Source organism: Haloferax marisrubri (assembly GCF_001469875.2).
Taxonomy (GTDB): domain Archaea; phylum Halobacteriota; class Halobacteria; order Halobacteriales; family Haloferacaceae; genus Haloferax; species Haloferax marisrubri.
This window is the reverse complement of sequence record NZ_LOPW02000003.1, coordinates 56,919-71,380: the sequence shown is the minus strand read 5'-3', so window position 1 is coordinate 71,380 and position 14,462 is coordinate 56,919. Positions and strand designations below refer to the sequence as shown.

General features: G+C 65.9%; 22 protein-coding genes and 1 tRNA gene. 14 read left to right on the top strand and 9 right to left on the bottom strand.

All coding sequences use genetic code 11. From position 1 onward, the window contains the following. Positions 1–23: 23 nt before the first annotated feature. Positions 24–431, top strand: a complete 408-nt coding sequence (locus AUR65_RS01865) for a translation initiation factor IF-2 subunit beta (RefSeq protein ID WP_058567976.1) — start codon at positions 24–26, stop codon at positions 429–431. 54 nt (positions 432–485) lie between these two features. Here the strand turns inward: AUR65_RS01865 and AUR65_RS01860 are convergent, their stop codons facing one another. From AUR65_RS01860 to AUR65_RS20535, 8 genes are all read right to left on the bottom strand, one after another. Beyond that, a complete protein-coding gene (locus AUR65_RS01860; RefSeq protein ID WP_004976607.1) occupies positions 486–665 on the bottom strand; it encodes a DUF7836 family putative zinc-binding protein in 180 nt (59 codons plus the stop codon). 98 nt (positions 666–763) lie between these two features. Further along, positions 764–1,762, bottom strand: a complete 999-nt coding sequence (locus AUR65_RS01855; RefSeq protein ID WP_058567975.1) for a transcription initiation factor IIB — start codon at positions 1,760–1,762, stop codon at positions 764–766. A gap of 223 nt (positions 1,763–1,985) precedes the next feature. Next, positions 1,986–2,969, bottom strand: a complete 984-nt coding sequence (corA, locus tag AUR65_RS01850; protein ID WP_058567974.1) for a magnesium/cobalt transporter CorA — start codon at positions 2,967–2,969, stop codon at positions 1,986–1,988. After that, positions 2,966–3,121, bottom strand: a complete 156-nt coding sequence (locus AUR65_RS19825) for a hypothetical protein (RefSeq protein ID WP_199180549.1) — start codon at positions 3,119–3,121, stop codon at positions 2,966–2,968. The genes corA and AUR65_RS19825 overlap by 4 nt, the downstream gene beginning before the upstream one ends. Before the next feature lie 47 nt (positions 3,122–3,168). Beyond that, complete coding sequence (locus AUR65_RS01845; RefSeq protein WP_199180550.1) at positions 3,169–3,795, bottom strand: DUF6517 family protein; 627 nt, start codon at positions 3,793–3,795, stop codon at positions 3,169–3,171. Positions 3,796–3,913: 118 nt separating this feature from the next. Next, on the bottom strand, positions 3,914–4,285 hold the full coding sequence (locus tag AUR65_RS01840; RefSeq protein ID WP_058567972.1) for a hypothetical protein: 372 nt from the start codon (positions 4,283–4,285) through the stop codon (positions 3,914–3,916). A 38-nt stretch (positions 4,286–4,323) separates the two neighbouring features. After that, complete coding sequence (locus tag AUR65_RS01835) at positions 4,324–4,746, bottom strand: hypothetical protein (RefSeq protein WP_058567971.1); 423 nt, start codon at positions 4,744–4,746, stop codon at positions 4,324–4,326. Then, positions 4,743–4,877 (bottom strand): rubrerythrin-like domain-containing protein, encoded by a 135-nt coding sequence (locus tag AUR65_RS20535; protein ID WP_115804898.1) that lies wholly within the window; start codon positions 4,875–4,877, stop codon positions 4,743–4,745. Before AUR65_RS20535 ends, AUR65_RS01835 begins: the two co-directional genes overlap by 4 nt. 103 nt (positions 4,878–4,980) lie before the next feature. Here AUR65_RS20535 and AUR65_RS01830 point away from each other — a divergent pair, with 103 nt between their 5' ends. The 6 genes from AUR65_RS01830 to AUR65_RS01805 all read left to right on the top strand — a co-directional run bounded on the left by AUR65_RS01830 (position 4,981) and on the right by AUR65_RS01805 (position 9,108). Then, positions 4,981–5,823, top strand: a complete 843-nt coding sequence (locus tag AUR65_RS01830) for an NOP5/NOP56 family protein (protein WP_058567970.1) — start codon at positions 4,981–4,983, stop codon at positions 5,821–5,823. Further along, complete coding sequence (locus AUR65_RS01825) at positions 5,820–6,485, top strand: fibrillarin-like rRNA/tRNA 2'-O-methyltransferase (protein WP_058567969.1); 666 nt, start codon at positions 5,820–5,822, stop codon at positions 6,483–6,485. Before AUR65_RS01830 ends, AUR65_RS01825 begins: the two co-directional genes overlap by 4 nt. Before the next feature lie 157 nt (positions 6,486–6,642). Beyond that, a complete protein-coding gene (locus AUR65_RS01820; protein ID WP_058567968.1) occupies positions 6,643–7,719 on the top strand; it encodes a glutamate--cysteine ligase in 1,077 nt (358 codons plus the stop codon). A 67-nt stretch (positions 7,720–7,786) separates the two neighbouring features. After that, positions 7,787–8,251 carry a winged helix-turn-helix domain-containing protein gene (locus tag AUR65_RS01815; RefSeq protein WP_058567967.1) on the top strand — a complete coding sequence of 155 codons (465 nt, stop codon included), beginning with the start codon at positions 7,787–7,789 and terminating at the stop codon, positions 8,249–8,251. A 120-nt stretch (positions 8,252–8,371) separates the two neighbouring features. After that, a complete protein-coding gene (locus AUR65_RS01810; protein WP_058567966.1) occupies positions 8,372–8,872 on the top strand; it encodes a phosphopantetheine adenylyltransferase in 501 nt (166 codons plus the stop codon). A 29-nt stretch (positions 8,873–8,901) separates the two neighbouring features. After that, on the top strand, positions 8,902–9,108 hold the full coding sequence (locus AUR65_RS01805; RefSeq protein WP_058567965.1) for a hypothetical protein: 207 nt from the start codon (positions 8,902–8,904) through the stop codon (positions 9,106–9,108). A 4-nt stretch (positions 9,109–9,112) separates the two neighbouring features. On the opposite strand, the gene AUR65_RS01800 is transcribed toward AUR65_RS01805, so the two are convergent. After that, positions 9,113–9,421, bottom strand: a complete 309-nt coding sequence (locus AUR65_RS01800; protein ID WP_058567964.1) for a cyclin family protein — start codon at positions 9,419–9,421, stop codon at positions 9,113–9,115. Positions 9,422–9,527: 106 nt separating this feature from the next. On the opposite strand from AUR65_RS01800, the gene AUR65_RS01795 reads away from it, so the two are divergent. From AUR65_RS01795 to AUR65_RS01765, 7 genes are all read left to right on the top strand, one after another. Continuing rightward, positions 9,528–9,610 (top strand) — tRNA-Leu (locus AUR65_RS01795). A gap of 284 nt (positions 9,611–9,894) precedes the next feature. Beyond that, complete coding sequence (locus AUR65_RS01790; protein ID WP_058567963.1) at positions 9,895–10,155, top strand: hypothetical protein; 261 nt, start codon at positions 9,895–9,897, stop codon at positions 10,153–10,155. Between the two features lie 142 nt (positions 10,156–10,297). Further along, entirely contained in the window at positions 10,298–10,660 is a 363-nt protein-coding gene (locus AUR65_RS01785) for a group I truncated hemoglobin (protein ID WP_058567962.1), read from the top strand. A gap of 115 nt (positions 10,661–10,775) precedes the next feature. Beyond that, on the top strand, positions 10,776–11,585 hold the full coding sequence (dacZ, locus tag AUR65_RS01780) for a diadenylate cyclase (protein ID WP_058567961.1): 810 nt from the start codon (positions 10,776–10,778) through the stop codon (positions 11,583–11,585). A gap of 1 nt (position 11,586) precedes the next feature. After that, positions 11,587–12,477 carry a mechanosensitive ion channel domain-containing protein gene (locus AUR65_RS01775; RefSeq protein ID WP_058567960.1) on the top strand — a complete coding sequence of 297 codons (891 nt, stop codon included), beginning with the start codon at positions 11,587–11,589 and terminating at the stop codon, positions 12,475–12,477. Between the two features lie 106 nt (positions 12,478–12,583). After that, on the top strand, positions 12,584–13,294 hold the full coding sequence (locus tag AUR65_RS01770; RefSeq protein WP_233194307.1) for a hypothetical protein: 711 nt from the start codon (positions 12,584–12,586) through the stop codon (positions 13,292–13,294). A gap of 122 nt (positions 13,295–13,416) precedes the next feature. Then, on the top strand, positions 13,417–14,448 hold the full coding sequence (locus AUR65_RS01765; RefSeq protein WP_058567959.1) for a sensor histidine kinase: 1,032 nt from the start codon (positions 13,417–13,419) through the stop codon (positions 14,446–14,448). Positions 14,449–14,462: the final 14 nt, after the last annotated feature.

Here is a 14,462-nt window from a genome sequence, read left to right as displayed (position 1 = left end):
CCGGCGTGCGCGTACTGTCGCGCATGGACTACGACGACCAACTGGACCGCGCGCTCTCGGAGTCGCCGGACGTCGCGGAAGGCGGCGACCGCTTCAGCGTCCCGGAGCCGACGGTCCGCCAGGAGGGGAACGTCACGGTCTACGAGAACTTCGCGGCGACCCACGACCGGCTCGCGCGCGAGGCGACGCACGTCCTGAAGTTCTTCCAGACGGAACTGGGCACGAGCGCCCAAATCGACGACAGGGGTCGCGCGCGCTTCACCGGCGAGTTCCGCCAGCGCCGCATCGCCGACGCGCTCGACGAGTACGTCGAGTCGTTCGTGCTGTGCAGCGAGTGCGGGTCGCCGGACACGAAGTTCGTCACCCAACAGGGTGCCGACGTGCTGAAGTGCGACGCGTGCGGCGCGCTCTCGGCGATTCCCGACATCTAAAAAACGAACGTCCTGCGAGGCGGCCCCGTACCGGAAGCGGCCCCTCTCTTCTCGCTATTCGAACTGCTTGAGCGTCTGGAGGTCGCGCTCCGTCCGCATGAACTCGGCCGTGCGCCTCGTCGCACCGCATCCCTGACACGAGTAGTTGTCGCGGTGAGCGGGGAGGTCGGTCGGATTCGTCTCCCAGTCCTTTCCACATTCGGGGCACAAGAGCCGGACGAACGCTTCAACCATACCCCGTATATGCTCCGGGAATGCGGATAAATGTTGTTACGGTCTGGCACGGACGAGAAAAAGTACGGGTCACCGGGCGCACCGCGCCCACCGAGCGCTTACGCGAACAGCGTGCCGTCTTGGACTTCGAGCAGTTCCTTGTAGCGGTTGCGGATGGTGACCTCGGAGATGTCCGCGACCGTCGAGACCTCGCTTTGGGTCACCTTCTCGTTGGTGAGGAGGGCGGCGGCGTAGACGGCGGCGGCGGCGAGGCCGACCGGCGACTTGCCGGAGTGGATGCCCGTCTCCTTCGCGTCGCGGAGGAGCTGGCGGGCCTGCCGCTCGGCCTCGTCGGAGAGGCCGAGTTCGCTGGCGAACCGCGGGACGTACTGCTCGGGGTCGGCGGGCTTGATTTCGAGCTTCAGTTCGCGGACGATGTAGCGGTACGTCCGGGTGAGCTCCATCTTATCGACGCGGGAGACCTTCTCCAGTTCGTCGAGCGAGCGGGGAGTGCCCGCCATCCGAGCCGACGCGTACAGCGCCGAGGTGGCGACGCCCTCGATGGAGCGGCCGGGGAGGAGGTCGTCGTTGAGCGCGCGGCGGTAGATGACCGAGGCGGTCTCGCGGACGTTCTCCGGGAGACCGAGGGCCGAGGCCATGCGGTCGATTTCGCCGAGCGCCTGCTTGAGGTTGCGCTCTTTGGAGTCACGGGTGCGGAACCGCTCGTTCCACGTGCGGAGGCGCTGCATCTGCTCGCGCTGACGCGGCGAGAGGGACTTGCCGTAGGCGTCCTTGTTCTGCCAGCCGATGTTGGTCGACAGCCCCTTGTCGTGCATCATCTTCGTCGTCGGCGCGCCGACGCGGGACTTGCTGTCGCGCTCGGCGGAGTCGAACGCGCGCCATTCGGGGCCCCGGTCGACCACGGTTTCCTCGACGACGAGGCCGCACTCCTCGCAAATCGTCTCGCCGTGTTCCTCGTCGGTGACGAGGTGGCCGCTACACTCGGGGCAGACCTGCGCTTCGTCCTGCTGTTTTTCGTCTCGCTCCGACTCGCGGGGACGTACGTCCCGGGCCTTTGCGTCGGTACTGTAGGTTCGGGTGGTTGTGGTGTCGCTCATGGTGGGGTGGAAGGCGCGGATACGTCTCGGCCGGGAAAGACCACAGAAGACGAAAGAATAATCCGGCTTGGACTGGCCTTACCATCAGTAAGTCCGAAAAGTATATAAACGTTTCGCCGAAGTCGTGCGGGTCAATCGCATGATGTGGCCGCTTTGTCGTCATCGAGCCGACGAGAACCGAGCGCTCGGCGTGAACAATCGGGGAGTATATCTCTTTCGTCGCTCAGAGCCAGCTCTCTCGGCGGAAGTAGACGAGGAGGACCACGGAGACGAGCGCCATCCCGAGCATCGTCGCCGGGTAGCCGTAGGCCCACCCGAGTTCGGGCATGTTGAACGCCGACGCGCCGGGGTCGAAGTTCATGCCGTAGATGCCGACGACGAGCGTGAGCGGGAGGATGATGGTCGCCACGACGGTGAGCGTCTTCATCACCTCGTTCGTCGACTGCGAGAGGGTGTTGAGGTAGATGTCCCGCGCGCCGCGCGCGAGGTCGCGGTACGTCTCGGTCAGGTCGACTAACTCGACGAGGTGGTCGTACACGTCGCGGTAGTACTTCTCCGTCGCCTCGCGGACGTAGTCGGGGTCGCCGCGGGCGAGCACGCCGACGGCCTCCCGCGTCGGCCACACGGTCTTTCGGAACGACAGCAGGTCGCGCCGGACCGCGTTCAGCCCTTCGAGCACCTCGGGTTCGGGGCCCTCGAAGATGCTGTCCTCGATGAGTTCTATCTCCTCGCCGACCTCGTCCAACAGCCCGAAGTACTCGTCGACGATGCGGTCGATGACGCGGTAGGCCACGAAGTCCGGTCCGAACCGGAGCATCCGGGGCTCCTCCCGCTCGATGGCGTTCCAGACGTAGTTTATCGGCTCTAACTCCCGACGCGTCAGCGTCACGAGCCAGTCGTCGCCGAAGCAGAGCCCCACGGGTCTGGTCTGGACCTCCTCCTCGAACACCTGTTCGCCGGCGCGGAGCGTCGCCACCCGGACGACGACGAACGTGTACTCGTCGTACTCCTCGGCTTTCGGGCGGGCGTCGTTCCGCACGTCCTCGACCGAAAGCGAGTGGATGCCGAACGCCTCGGCGACGCGGTCGAACTCCTCCGCGGCGGTCGCGCGAACCCACGTGGTCCCGTCGGCGTCGCGCGCCGCGTCCAGCGCGGTCTCCTCGTAGGCCGACACGCCGTCGTCGCCGTAGACGAGCGCCGAAATCACCGCACGTCACCCCCGATGGCCCAGAGCGTGATGCCGACCATGACGGCCGTCACGGAGAACGCCCGCCCCGGATAGGCGACGAGCACCCCGACGCCGTAGCCGACGACGCCGAGCGCCGTCACCGCGATACCTGCGGTCCGCACGCGAGTCATGGAATCACCGACCCGCGGCGACGAGAAAAAGGCTCCCCCGAAGCGGCTTACGCTTCAGACGGATGTTCGACCGACCGAATCAGTTCGAGGACGTTCTCCTCCTCGCCGTCGAGCTGTTGGGGGTACAGCCCGATTGCGATGACGAAGTCCTCGTTGTGCTGGACCTTCGTCACGTGGACGTACACGTCGATTTCGTCCCCACCGAACCGCGCGGTGGCGCTGTACTTCGTGACGTTGGTCGTCTCGCCGAGCATCTGGACGTTGCGGGAACTGACCCGCTGGACGTCGCTGAGACCTTGGTACTGGTTGTCGACGAGGCGGATGAGGTCGTCGTTCGAGTAGTCACCGATGGGGTTCCGCGGCTGGCCCGCGACCTCGACCGCGGGCGTCGAGATGACGCTGAACGAGCCGAGTTTGGCCTCGCCGAAGAAGCCGAGGTCCAGCGACTTCTCGTACGTCGTGATGTGGTTGCTGGCGGCGATTTGGCGCTCCTGTCCGCCGAACGAGAGCGTGCGGTTCACCGCGAACGTCTCGGTCCCGTTCGTCTCGTAGCCGGCGTTCTCGGCGACGGTCGCGTCCGTCGTGGCCGGCTCCGATTCGAACGTCAGCGTCTCCTCGCCCGTCAGAAAGCCGATACAGCCGCTCGTGAGCACGAGCGCGGCGAGCGCGAGCACCGCGACTACGCGTCTGGTGGTCATTGCCCCGCAATTTCCCCTCGCCGGGCATAAGTTCGGTGGCCGGGCGACTCCGCGTCGCCGGCGCGGCCCCGCGGAGGAGTCCACCGTTTTACCCTCAGTCGTCGAGGTTCCGCGACTCGTTTTCGCGGCGAATCACGCGGCCGCTGTAGAGGTAGTAGGCGGGTGCGACGAACGGGAGCGTGAACGCCGCGCCGAACCAGAGGTGCCGCGACGCGCCCCAGTCGATGCCCTGCCCGCGGAGCGACTTGATGTCGGCGCGAATCAGTCCCGCGTAGAAGACGTGCGTGACGAGGTAGACCGCGAACGCCGGCTCCGGCCCGATGTACAGCGAGACGGCGGTGAACATGACGAAGCCGATGGCGTAGATGACCGGTAGTACCCCGCGGTAGCGGCCGCGCGCCGGGCGCTGTTTCTGCTGCCGCTCGCGCTCGACCGCCGTCCCGCGGCGGTACTCGTCGGTGCTCATGTCGCTACGGTGTGCCCCGCGGGGAAAAAGTGGTTCGCTCAACCGAGGTACTTGACTTCGACCTCGTGCGGGCCGTCGTCCGTCGGGAGCGCCACCGCGTCGCGGAGGTGGTCGCGGACCGCCGAGCGCCATGCCCGAACTGCCTTCGTGTGGCGCTCGTGGTGCGCTTCGACCTCGTAGGGCTCCGGCCGCGTCTCGTCGGGTTCGGGGTACGCGGGGGCGTCGTCGGCGACGAAAACCCGCGGGTCGAGGTGTATCGGCTCGGGGTCGGCATAGTCCGAGGCCTCGCCGCCGGTGCGGTGAATTCGCGCTCGCATCCGCCCGTAGAAGGGCGGGGTGACGCGGAGGACGACGGGGTCGTCACCCCGGCGGTTCGCCTCGAGGGCGGTCACGAGGTCGTCGGTCGTGACTGCGAGCGAGCGGACGGCGCTCGGGTCGGACGACCCGCGCGCGTCGTTCAATCTCCGGCGCGTCGGCGACTCGTTACCGACGTGGGCCGCAGTTCGCCGCTGCACTCGGGGCAGGTCGAACGGTACGATGCGGCGCTCACGGTCGTTTGACACTCACGACAGACGTACGAAGCGCGTTCCATCGAACATTCGTACGAGACATGGTGTGTTAAAACTTACCACAGAACGCGGAATCGCGCCCGCGGGTCCGTGTCCTTTTACCCGAACGGGGCGCAATCCGCCAGTATGACAGACGCATGGTTCGCCGGCGCGGACCCCGACGACCCCGAATCCGGGGCGACGCGAGTCCGAACGGGCCGCGCCCCCGCCCCCGCCGACTGGCCGGCCGAGGCCGTCGACGCCGGGTTCGCCGCCGACGAGACCGACTACTACGCCAAACTCCGCTCGGCGACGCTCGCCGCCGCCAGCGAGGCCGTCGCGGAGCGCGAGCGCGCCGACGACGTGCAACTCGCCCACGCCGTGCGCGCGATGGACGACGCCGAACGGACCGCGAACGAACTCGCCGAGCGGGTCGTCGAGTGGGCCGGCACGCTCTACGAGGAGGTCCCGCGCGGCCTCGACGGCGTCCGCGACATCGCCGAACGAGACCCAAAGACCGCCGCCGAAGAACGCGTCGTCTCCTACGCCACCCGCGCGGTGGACCTGCTCGACGAGCGCGACGACCTCCGGGCGTTCATCGAGGAGCGCGCGCCCACGACCGCGCCGAACCTCGCCGAGATGGCCGGGCCCGTCCTCGCGGCGCGACTCATCGCGCTGGCCGGTGGCCTCGAAAGCCTCGCCAAGAAGCCGAGCGGAACGGTCCAAGTGCTCGGGGCGGAAGACGCCCTGTTCGCGCACCTGAAGGGCCGCGCCACGTCGCCCAAACACGGCGTCATCTTCACCCACGAGTACGTCCGCGGAACGCGTCCGGGAGACCGCGGGTCAGCCGCCCGCGCGCTCGCCGGGAAGCTCTCTATCGCCGCTCGCGTGGACCACTACTCGGGGGACTACCGGCCGGACCTGCACGCCGAACTCGCCGACCGGATGGAGACGATTCGCGCCCGCGCCGACGAGGAGGCCGACGAATGAGCGACGACAGTTCAGCCGCCGACGCCGATGCTGACCTTCCCGAAGGCGTCGAACGCCGGCCGTTCGGCGGCCGCGAGCGCCTCTCGACGCGGGGCGCGCAGGTCTACGGCGAACCCGTCGATTCCGACGGCTGGCGCGCGTGGGACGCCGGGCGCTCGAAGCTCGGCGCGATGCTCGAACTCGGCATGGACACCGGCCTCGTCGGCGGCGAGTCGGTCCTCTACCTCGGGGCCGCCTCGGGGACGACCGTCTCGCACGTCGCCGACTTCGCCGGGCCGACCTACGCCGTGGAGTTCGCGCCGCGCCCCGTCCGTGACCTCCTCGGCGTCGCCGAGGACCGCGACAATCTCTTTCCGCTCCTGAAGGACGCGCGCGACCCCGAATCCTACGCGCACGTGGTCGAATCCGGCATCGATTGCCTCGTCATGGACGTGGCGACCCGCGGGCAGGCGACCGTCGCCGTCCGCAACCGACAGTTCCTCGCCGACGACGGCCGACTCCTGATGGCGGTCAAGGCGCGGAGCGAGGACGTGACCGCAGAGCCCGACGACGTGTTCGACGACGTGCTCGCCGAACTCGACTCGGCCTACGAACTCCTCGAAACCGCCCGTCTCGACCGCTTCCACGCGGACCACCTCGGTATCGTCGCCCGGCCGAAGTAGGCCGCCGCCGGCGGTTCCGTCATCGCTCCGTCCGACGACTGTTCGGACAGACCTGATTTTCGGTCGTCACTATCGCCCGATTCGCTTGCCCGCGGTCGTGCGACGCGTTCGCCGGCTCCCACGGTGTTTTTAATTCGGCGCAACTTACGCCGTTGCGATGGAACTAGGGTCGGCGGATGCCTTCGACCGAATGGGGACGCTCGGCGTCGAAGAGGAATTCTACATCGTCGATGCCGACGGCCGCCCCACCTCGGGTATCGACGACTTAGTCTACGGACCGGAACCTCCCGAACCGCTCGCCGGACGGCTCGACCACGAGCTGTTCAAATTCACTATCGAGACGCAGACGCCGCTCATCGAGGACCCCGACGAGGCCGGCGCGGCCGTCGAGACGGTCCGCGAGGCGCTCGTCGACCACGCCGCGGACCACGGCTACCGCATCGCCGCGGCCGGGCTCCACCCCGCCGCCAAGTGGCGCGAACTCGACCACGCGACCAAACCCCGGTATCAGGCGCAGCTCGACCGGATTCAGTACCCGCAACACCGGAACACGACCGCCGGCCTCCACGTCCACGTCGGCGTCGACGACGCGGACAAGGCCGTCTGGGTCGCCAACGAACTCCGCTGGTATCTCGCGCCCCTGCTCGCGCTCTCCGCGAACTCTCCCTTCTGGAACGGCTTCGACACCGGTCTCGCCTCCGCCCGCGCCAAGGTGTTCGAGAACCTCCCGAACACCGGCATGCCGACCGCCTTCGACGACTTCGAGGACTTCCAGCGCTTCGAGCGCCGGATGGTCGAGTACGGCTCGATAGACGACCGGGGCGAACTCTGGTACGACGTACGGCCCCACACCGGCCACGGGACGGTCGAAATCCGCACCCCCGACGCTCAGACCGACCCCGAACGCGTCGCCGACTTCGTCGAGTACGTCCACGCGCTCGTGTTGGACCTCGCCGACCGCTACGAGTCCGGCGAGTCGGGAACGCCGGTCCGCCGGGAACTCCTCGACGAGAACAAGTGGCGCGCCACCCGCTACGGGCGAGACACGGACTTCATCGCCCCAGACTCAGAGGGCGTCGTGACCCTCGAATCGTTCGTCGAAAGCGAGTCCGAGCGCCTCGGCGTCGACGGCCTCCGGTCGCTTTTCGACGCCGAATCCGGCACCGTCATCCAGCGACGGATTCACGAGGAATCCGGGCTCGACGCCCTGTGCGAACACTTGACGCTGGACTGAGTCGCACGCCGACGACCGACAGGAAACATTTTTTAGCGCCCCAGTTTTGACCTTTGCCGTAGCACAAATGTCTGCGGACCAGAGCACAGAGGGGAGCGCGGAGTCGACGGACGAAGACCACTCGGGCGGCGCGGCCGACTGCGCCGTCTCCGAGTTCGACGACGGGTTGGTTGACCTGCTCGCGTGGATTCTCGACACCGAGACGCGCGCGCGAATCTACGTCCACCTCCGACAGCACCCTCACTCGACGAGCGAGGAAGTCGCCGAGGGGACCGGCCTCTACCCCAGCACGGTGCGGGAGGCGCTGGCCGAACTCGCCGACGACGAGACGGTCGAGCGTCGCAAGCGGAAGAGTTCCGGGGCGGGCAACAACCCCTACGAGTACGTCGCCATCGCGCCGAGCGACCTCGTGAAGGGCGTCTCCGGCCAGGTGCAGGCGCAGTTGAACGCCGTGTTCAACCTCGACCGGCACCTCGGCACCGACCGCAGCGACGAGACCGAACCGGTCACGATTACGGTCCGCGAGGAGTAGCCCGCGGTCTGCCGGCTTCTGCGGCGATTCACCCGACTTCGTAGCTCCTCGCTCACCTCGGGCCGTGGTCCGTTAGGCTAACCCGACCCGCTTAAGTCGCGCCGCACCCACCGCGAGAGTATGCACGTCGCGCTGGGCGGGACGTTCGACCCTGTCCACGATGGACACCTCGCGCTGTTCGAGCGGGCGTTCGAGTTGGGTGATGTCACGGTCGGACTCACGAGTGACGAACTCGCGCCGAAGACGCGACACGTCGACCGCTACGTCCGGCCCTTCGACGACCGCAAGGCCGACCTCGAAGCCGAACTCCGGCCGCTCGCCGAGGAGTACGGCCGCGAGTTCGAGGTCCGGGAACTCGACAAACCGACCGGTATCGCGACCGAGGAGGGCTTCGACGTGCTCATCGTCTCGCCCGAGACGCGGGGCGGCGGCGAGCGCGTCAACGAGATTCGCGAAGAGAAAGGCCTCAAGCCCCTCCGTATCGAGGTCGTCGAGCACGTCCCCGCCGAGGACGGCAAGCGCATCTCCTCGACGCGCATCGTCTCCGGGGAGATAGACCGCCACGGCAACCTCACGCCCGACCGCGAGGGCCGCGGCCGGACGCCCCCGAGCGACGAATAGTTTTCACGGTCACGGTCGTATCGCCGCCCATGCGACACCCGTTGTTCGCCAGTTTCGCCGTCGGCGTCGTCGCCGCGGTGCTCGTCGGCATCGCCGTCACCGAGATGGCCGCTCGGTGGGTTTTCTTCTCGCTGTTCGTCGGTATTCCGGCCGGTATCGTCGCCGGCATCCTCGCCATCGCGGTGACCTACGCGGTCCTGACTCGTCGGATGGCTCCCGCGCGCTCCTCGGAGTGAGCGCCTACCAACTCGGGGGTCGAAAGCCTGCCTCCCGGAGGAGGTCCTTCCAGCGCTGTTGGATGCTGAGCCGCGACACGTCCATCGACTCGGCGACGGCGGTCTGCGAGCGTTCCTCGCCGGCGATGAGCGCGCCGGCGTAGAGGCTGGCGGCGGCGACGGCCCGCTTCGAACGCTCCTCGTCGGGCAACTGCGTGAGAAACATGTCCGAGGCGTACGAGCGGGCCTCGCTACCGAGTTCGAGGCCGTCGGCGGCGGCGTCGATGCGGGCCAGCCACTCCTGATTGTCTCGCTGGTCTCGGGCGCTGTACATGGTCGTCGTTACGGCCGGGGGAGCATAATCCCCGCGGCGGGGCCTCGTGACGTTTATATGTCGTTGCGGGAAATGTGCGGTCGAAGGGCGCGTGTCGCCCGATTGCGCGCGGGTAGCCAAGTGGCCAAAGGCGCAGCGCTTAGGACGCTGTGGTGTAGACCTTCGCAGGTTCGAACCCTGTCCCGCGCACTAAGCGAACGAAGTGAGCGAGGGAGCAGACAGGTTCGAACCCTACGAGACGAGCACCGCGAGTCTCGGCCCGGTTCGAACCCTGTCCCGCGCATACCGTCTCGAACACCGTGAGAGACGTGTATGCAAGCAGAACGGGTTCGAATCAGGGAGCAACGCGGAGCGTTGCGACCGCGGTTCGAACCCTGTCCCCGTGTTTCGCGTTTGCCTGTAGCGGCTAACTGCGTAGTGCTGACTTTCACCCTAATATCTAACATTCACCAGCTACTTCACAAAGTTGTATAATGGTTGACTCATTCATCCCCGGTGCTGACGACGCCAAAGATGCTCCAGAGACTGGAGAAAGCTGGCTCATTCCGATAGATACCGAAGAGCAACAGATGGCCCGTGTCAAAGTCATGGACGTGCTTGATGACGGGGTATATGTGCGGTTCGAGGAAGATGCAACAATCCGTGGTGCAGGGGTCGAAGTCGAGATGGAAGAGGGAGATATGGATAAATTCGGCCTCGCTGCGTTTGCGGACGGAAAGCCGCTGAGTCAGTAAGCGGCCGAACAGGTAGTTCCGAACCGCACGGAGTCAAAATAGAGCCTCAACTCTGACTCCCATCTCGACCCCGACCCACGCTTAAACACCCCGAATACGTTCGGAGGAAACCTTACGCCCGCGCCGTTCAACTTCCCGACGAATGCCTGCGCAGTCACTCTACGCTCGCCTCGGCGGCCGCGACGCCGTCGAAGCAGTCGTCTCGGACTTCTACGACCGCGTCCTCGCCGACGACTCGGTCGCGCACTACTTCGACGACGTCGACATGGTCGAACAGCGCGCTCATCAGGTCAAGTTCATCAGCGCCGTCGCGGGCGGGCCCGTCGAGTACGACGGGGCCGACATGCGGGAGGCGCACGAGCACCTCGACCTCTCGGGCGAGGACTTCGACGCCATCGCTGAGCACCTCGCGGCCGCGCTCGACGAAAACGGCGTCGCCCCGGAGGACGCCGACGCGGTGCTCGACGAGGTCGCCGCGCTCAGAGCGCCGATTCTGGGCGAGTAACGGCCTCTCGGTCGCTTTCGGCCCGCTCGACCGCCGGTTCCGACCGGCCGAATCGCGTACGCCACGCGTCAGACGCGACACAACCCTTTTTCTCACCCGGTGTCTCTCTCCACCAATGGCGGCGTTATCCGAATTATTGGGCGACCTCGTGGCGGACGTCGATGGGCTCTTTCTGTTCACGCCGAGCCACTCCCACTACGAGCAGTTCGCCGAGACGGACGTTCCGACGGTGGTCATCGCGCCGGAGAACACGGTCGAAGCCGAGACGTTCGTGGAACTGCCGCTGCAGTTCCAGAACGTCAAGGACCGCATCCGCTTCGGCGTCGAGGGCGCGATGGAACAGAGCATCGTCGAAGCCGGCGATACCATCGCCTGCAACGTCGGAATCTTCGGCGGCGACCCCGACTCGCTCGTCCGCGTCCGCGTCGAGGAGAACATGCGCTCGGGCATCTACGACCTCTTTGCGAACTCCCGGGCGGACCCCGGCGTCATCCGCGACGTGTTCGAGGTGGCCATCGAACTGGGCAAGAAAGGACAGAAGGGCGAACCCGTCGGCGCGCTGTTCATCGTCGGCGACGCGGGGAAGGTGATGAACAAGTCGCGGCCGCTCTCGTACAACCCCTTCGAGAAGTCCCACGTCTACGTCGGCGACCCCATCGTCAACGTGATGCTCAAGGAGTTCTCGCGGCTCGACGGCGCGTTCGTCATCTCCGACTCGGGGAAAATCGTCTCGGCGTACCGCTACCTCGAACCCTCGGCGGAGGGCGTCGACATCCCGAAGGGGCTGGGGGCGCGCCACATGGCCGGCGGAGCCATCACCCGCGACACCAACGCCACGGCCATCGTCCTCTCGGAGTCCGACGGCCTCGTCCGGGCGTTCAAAGGCGGCAAGATGATTCTCGAAATCGACCCGGAGGCGTACTGAGATGCCGGGGTTCGCTTCGGCGTCCCTCATCCACTCGTCACTCGGTCCCGCGTCAGCGTCCACAGCCACGTCTGCATCCGTATTCACGTCCACGTCCCTCGCCCCGCTCCAGACGGTCGGCGGCGTCGTCGGCGACATCGTCCGATTCGCCGGCATCCGGTTTCTCGGCGTACTCGCCATCCTCCTTCTCGGGTTGGTGCTCGCGTACGTCGCGGGGACGCTCGTCCATCGTCTCCTCGTCAGCGTCGGCGTCCCGGAGGCAATCGAGGGGACCGCGTTCGAGCGGACCGCCCGCGATTTCGACACTTCGACGGTCGAAATCCTGTCGTGGTTGACGCGGTATTTCGTCCTCGGCATCAGCATCTTCGCCACCCTCTCGTTCGCCGGCGTCAACTACGCCGACCGGTTCTGGGGGCTCGTCATCGCCATCCTGCCGCAACTGTTCATCGCCATTCTGGTCCTCATCATCGGGGTCGTCGTCGGCGACAAGGTCGAACTCCTCGTCGCCGAGCGACTCCGCGCGGTCAAACTCCCGCAGGTGAGCGTCCTGCCGGCGCTCGCCAAGTACACGGTCTTCTTTCTCGCCGCGCTCGTCGCGCTCTCGCAGGTCCGCGTCGCCACGCTCGCGCTCATCGTCCTCCTCGCGTCGTACCTGCTGGGACTCATCGTGTTCGGCGTCGTCGCGTTCCGCGACCTCCTTCGCTCGGGGGCGGCGGGGACGTACCTCCTTTTCACCCAGCCGTACAGCATCGGCGACGAAATCGTCGTCGGCGAGGTCCGCGGCGTCGTTCAGGAGTTCGACATGTTCGTCACACACGTCGAAGCCGACGATACGGAGTTCGTCATCCCGAACGCGCGCGTCCTCGACAAGGGCGTCGGTCGCGTCCGATAAGTAAACCCTCTCGGTGACTGGTGTTTACGGAAATTTTGTCATACTGTTACCATAACAGTTTAGAAGTGGTCCGAAGATTGTCTCATATCGACTCGCCCTGAAGACGATGACGGAGAACCTCCCCACCCTCGATATTTCTGCCCCCACCACCCGAGCGTTCGAGGTTGCAGAGACGCTGCTTCGGGGGTTTTACTTTCAGGACATGCGGGAGACGTACCTCCTCAACTGCGATTTCGACGCCGCGTTGACCGCCGCGGAGCGGGCAGAACATCATATGTCTGAGGCGTTCGTCGCCGAGTTTCCCGACGTTCCGAACGAGTGCGCCGAACGCGCCGGCGAACTGTTCATGCGCGCGCTGTTCCTCCAAGACGAAATCGAGAACCGAGACGCCTTCGACGCCTGTTTCGAACACGACGTGCCTCCCGAGGCGTTCGTCTCCGCTGTCCCCGACCGCTCCGAGTCGGCCGGCGTCAACGACGACCCGCGGTGGCAGGACGTCCGAGAACTCCTCGGTACCGTCTGTGCCGAACTCGACATAAACCCGGAGTACGCGACGCTCCACACCCGGTTTTGGCGACTCCACGGACAGGAAGTCGACGGGTGGGAAACCGTCGCCCGCCGCGCTCACCGCATCAAAGTCTCGCGGATGGCCCCCTCAGCCGACGACGAGACCGTCGACAACCTCGCGCAGTATTTCGTCGTCGGCGTAACCCGCCACGACGAGTGGGTCCGAGAGAGCCCCGAACGGGATGTTTCTTCCGCCATCGATATTGTCGCACACTATTACCAGCGGCTGTTCGACCTCAGAGACGAGTAATAAAGGGGCCATAAAGCGGACATAAATGAAGGTCGTTAATGAAATTCATCTGATGCTTTTTCGATGGGTAAACGACCGCCGAAAATAAGTATTGGTGGTAGAATTGTATCTTCAGAGCGAACATGGAGGATCCCGACCCGGAACTGTATCGTGAGGCTTTCCGAAGTGCGGATATCCCCATGTTGATTGCGGATACGAATTTCGCTTTTCGTGACATTAACGACGCCGGGTTGGAGTTCCTCGGCTACGACTACGACGACATCGTCGGCGAGTCGGTCGGACTCATCGCCGCCGACGAGGAGATATACTACGAAATCGTCGAGCAGATGATCGCCGGCGAGACGTGGTCCGGGGAGTTCATGGCGCGGCGGAAAGACCAGCAGGTCGTCTACGGACAGGGGTTCGCCAGCCCGATGGTCGTCGACGGCGACGTGGAGGGCTTTCTCGCCTTCTTCGTCGACACGACCAAACAGCGCCGCTACGAGAACGCCTCGGAGGTGCTCAACCGCCTCCTCCGCCACGACCTCCGGAACGAGCTCAACGTCGTCTACGGCTACACCCAGCAGGTCGCCAGCCGAATCGACGACGAGCAGGCGCTGGAGGAACTCGACCTCGTCCAGGAGAAGGTCCTCGAAATCGTCCACAAGTCCGAGCGCGCCCGCGACCTCCGCGAGCACCTCGAACGCTCCCACGACGTCTCCAACCACCCGGTCCGCCTCGACGTGGTGTTGAACAACAAAATCGTCGACGCCATGATTGAGTTCCCGGACGCCGAGTTCCAGTTCGGGTCGTTCCCCGAGGTCGAGGTCATCGGCGACGACCTCCTCGGCGAGGCCATCGAGTGTCTGCTCGAAAACGCGGTCATGCACAACGACAAGGAGACGCCGCGCGTCGAGGTCTCGGCCGACCGCGACGGCGGCTTCGTCATCGTCCGCGTCGCCGACAACGGACCGGGCGTCCCCGAGGAGCACCGCGACCTCATCTTCGGCCGCGAGGAGTACGACCAACTGCACCACGGCACGGGTATCAGCCTCTTTTTCGCCGACAACGTCGTCTCGTCGTACAACGGCACCATCTGGGTCGAAGACCGAGAGGACGGCGACGGCGCGGTCTTCTGCGTCCGCCTGCAGGAACAGTCCACGGTCGACGACTGACGACTGACGCGGCC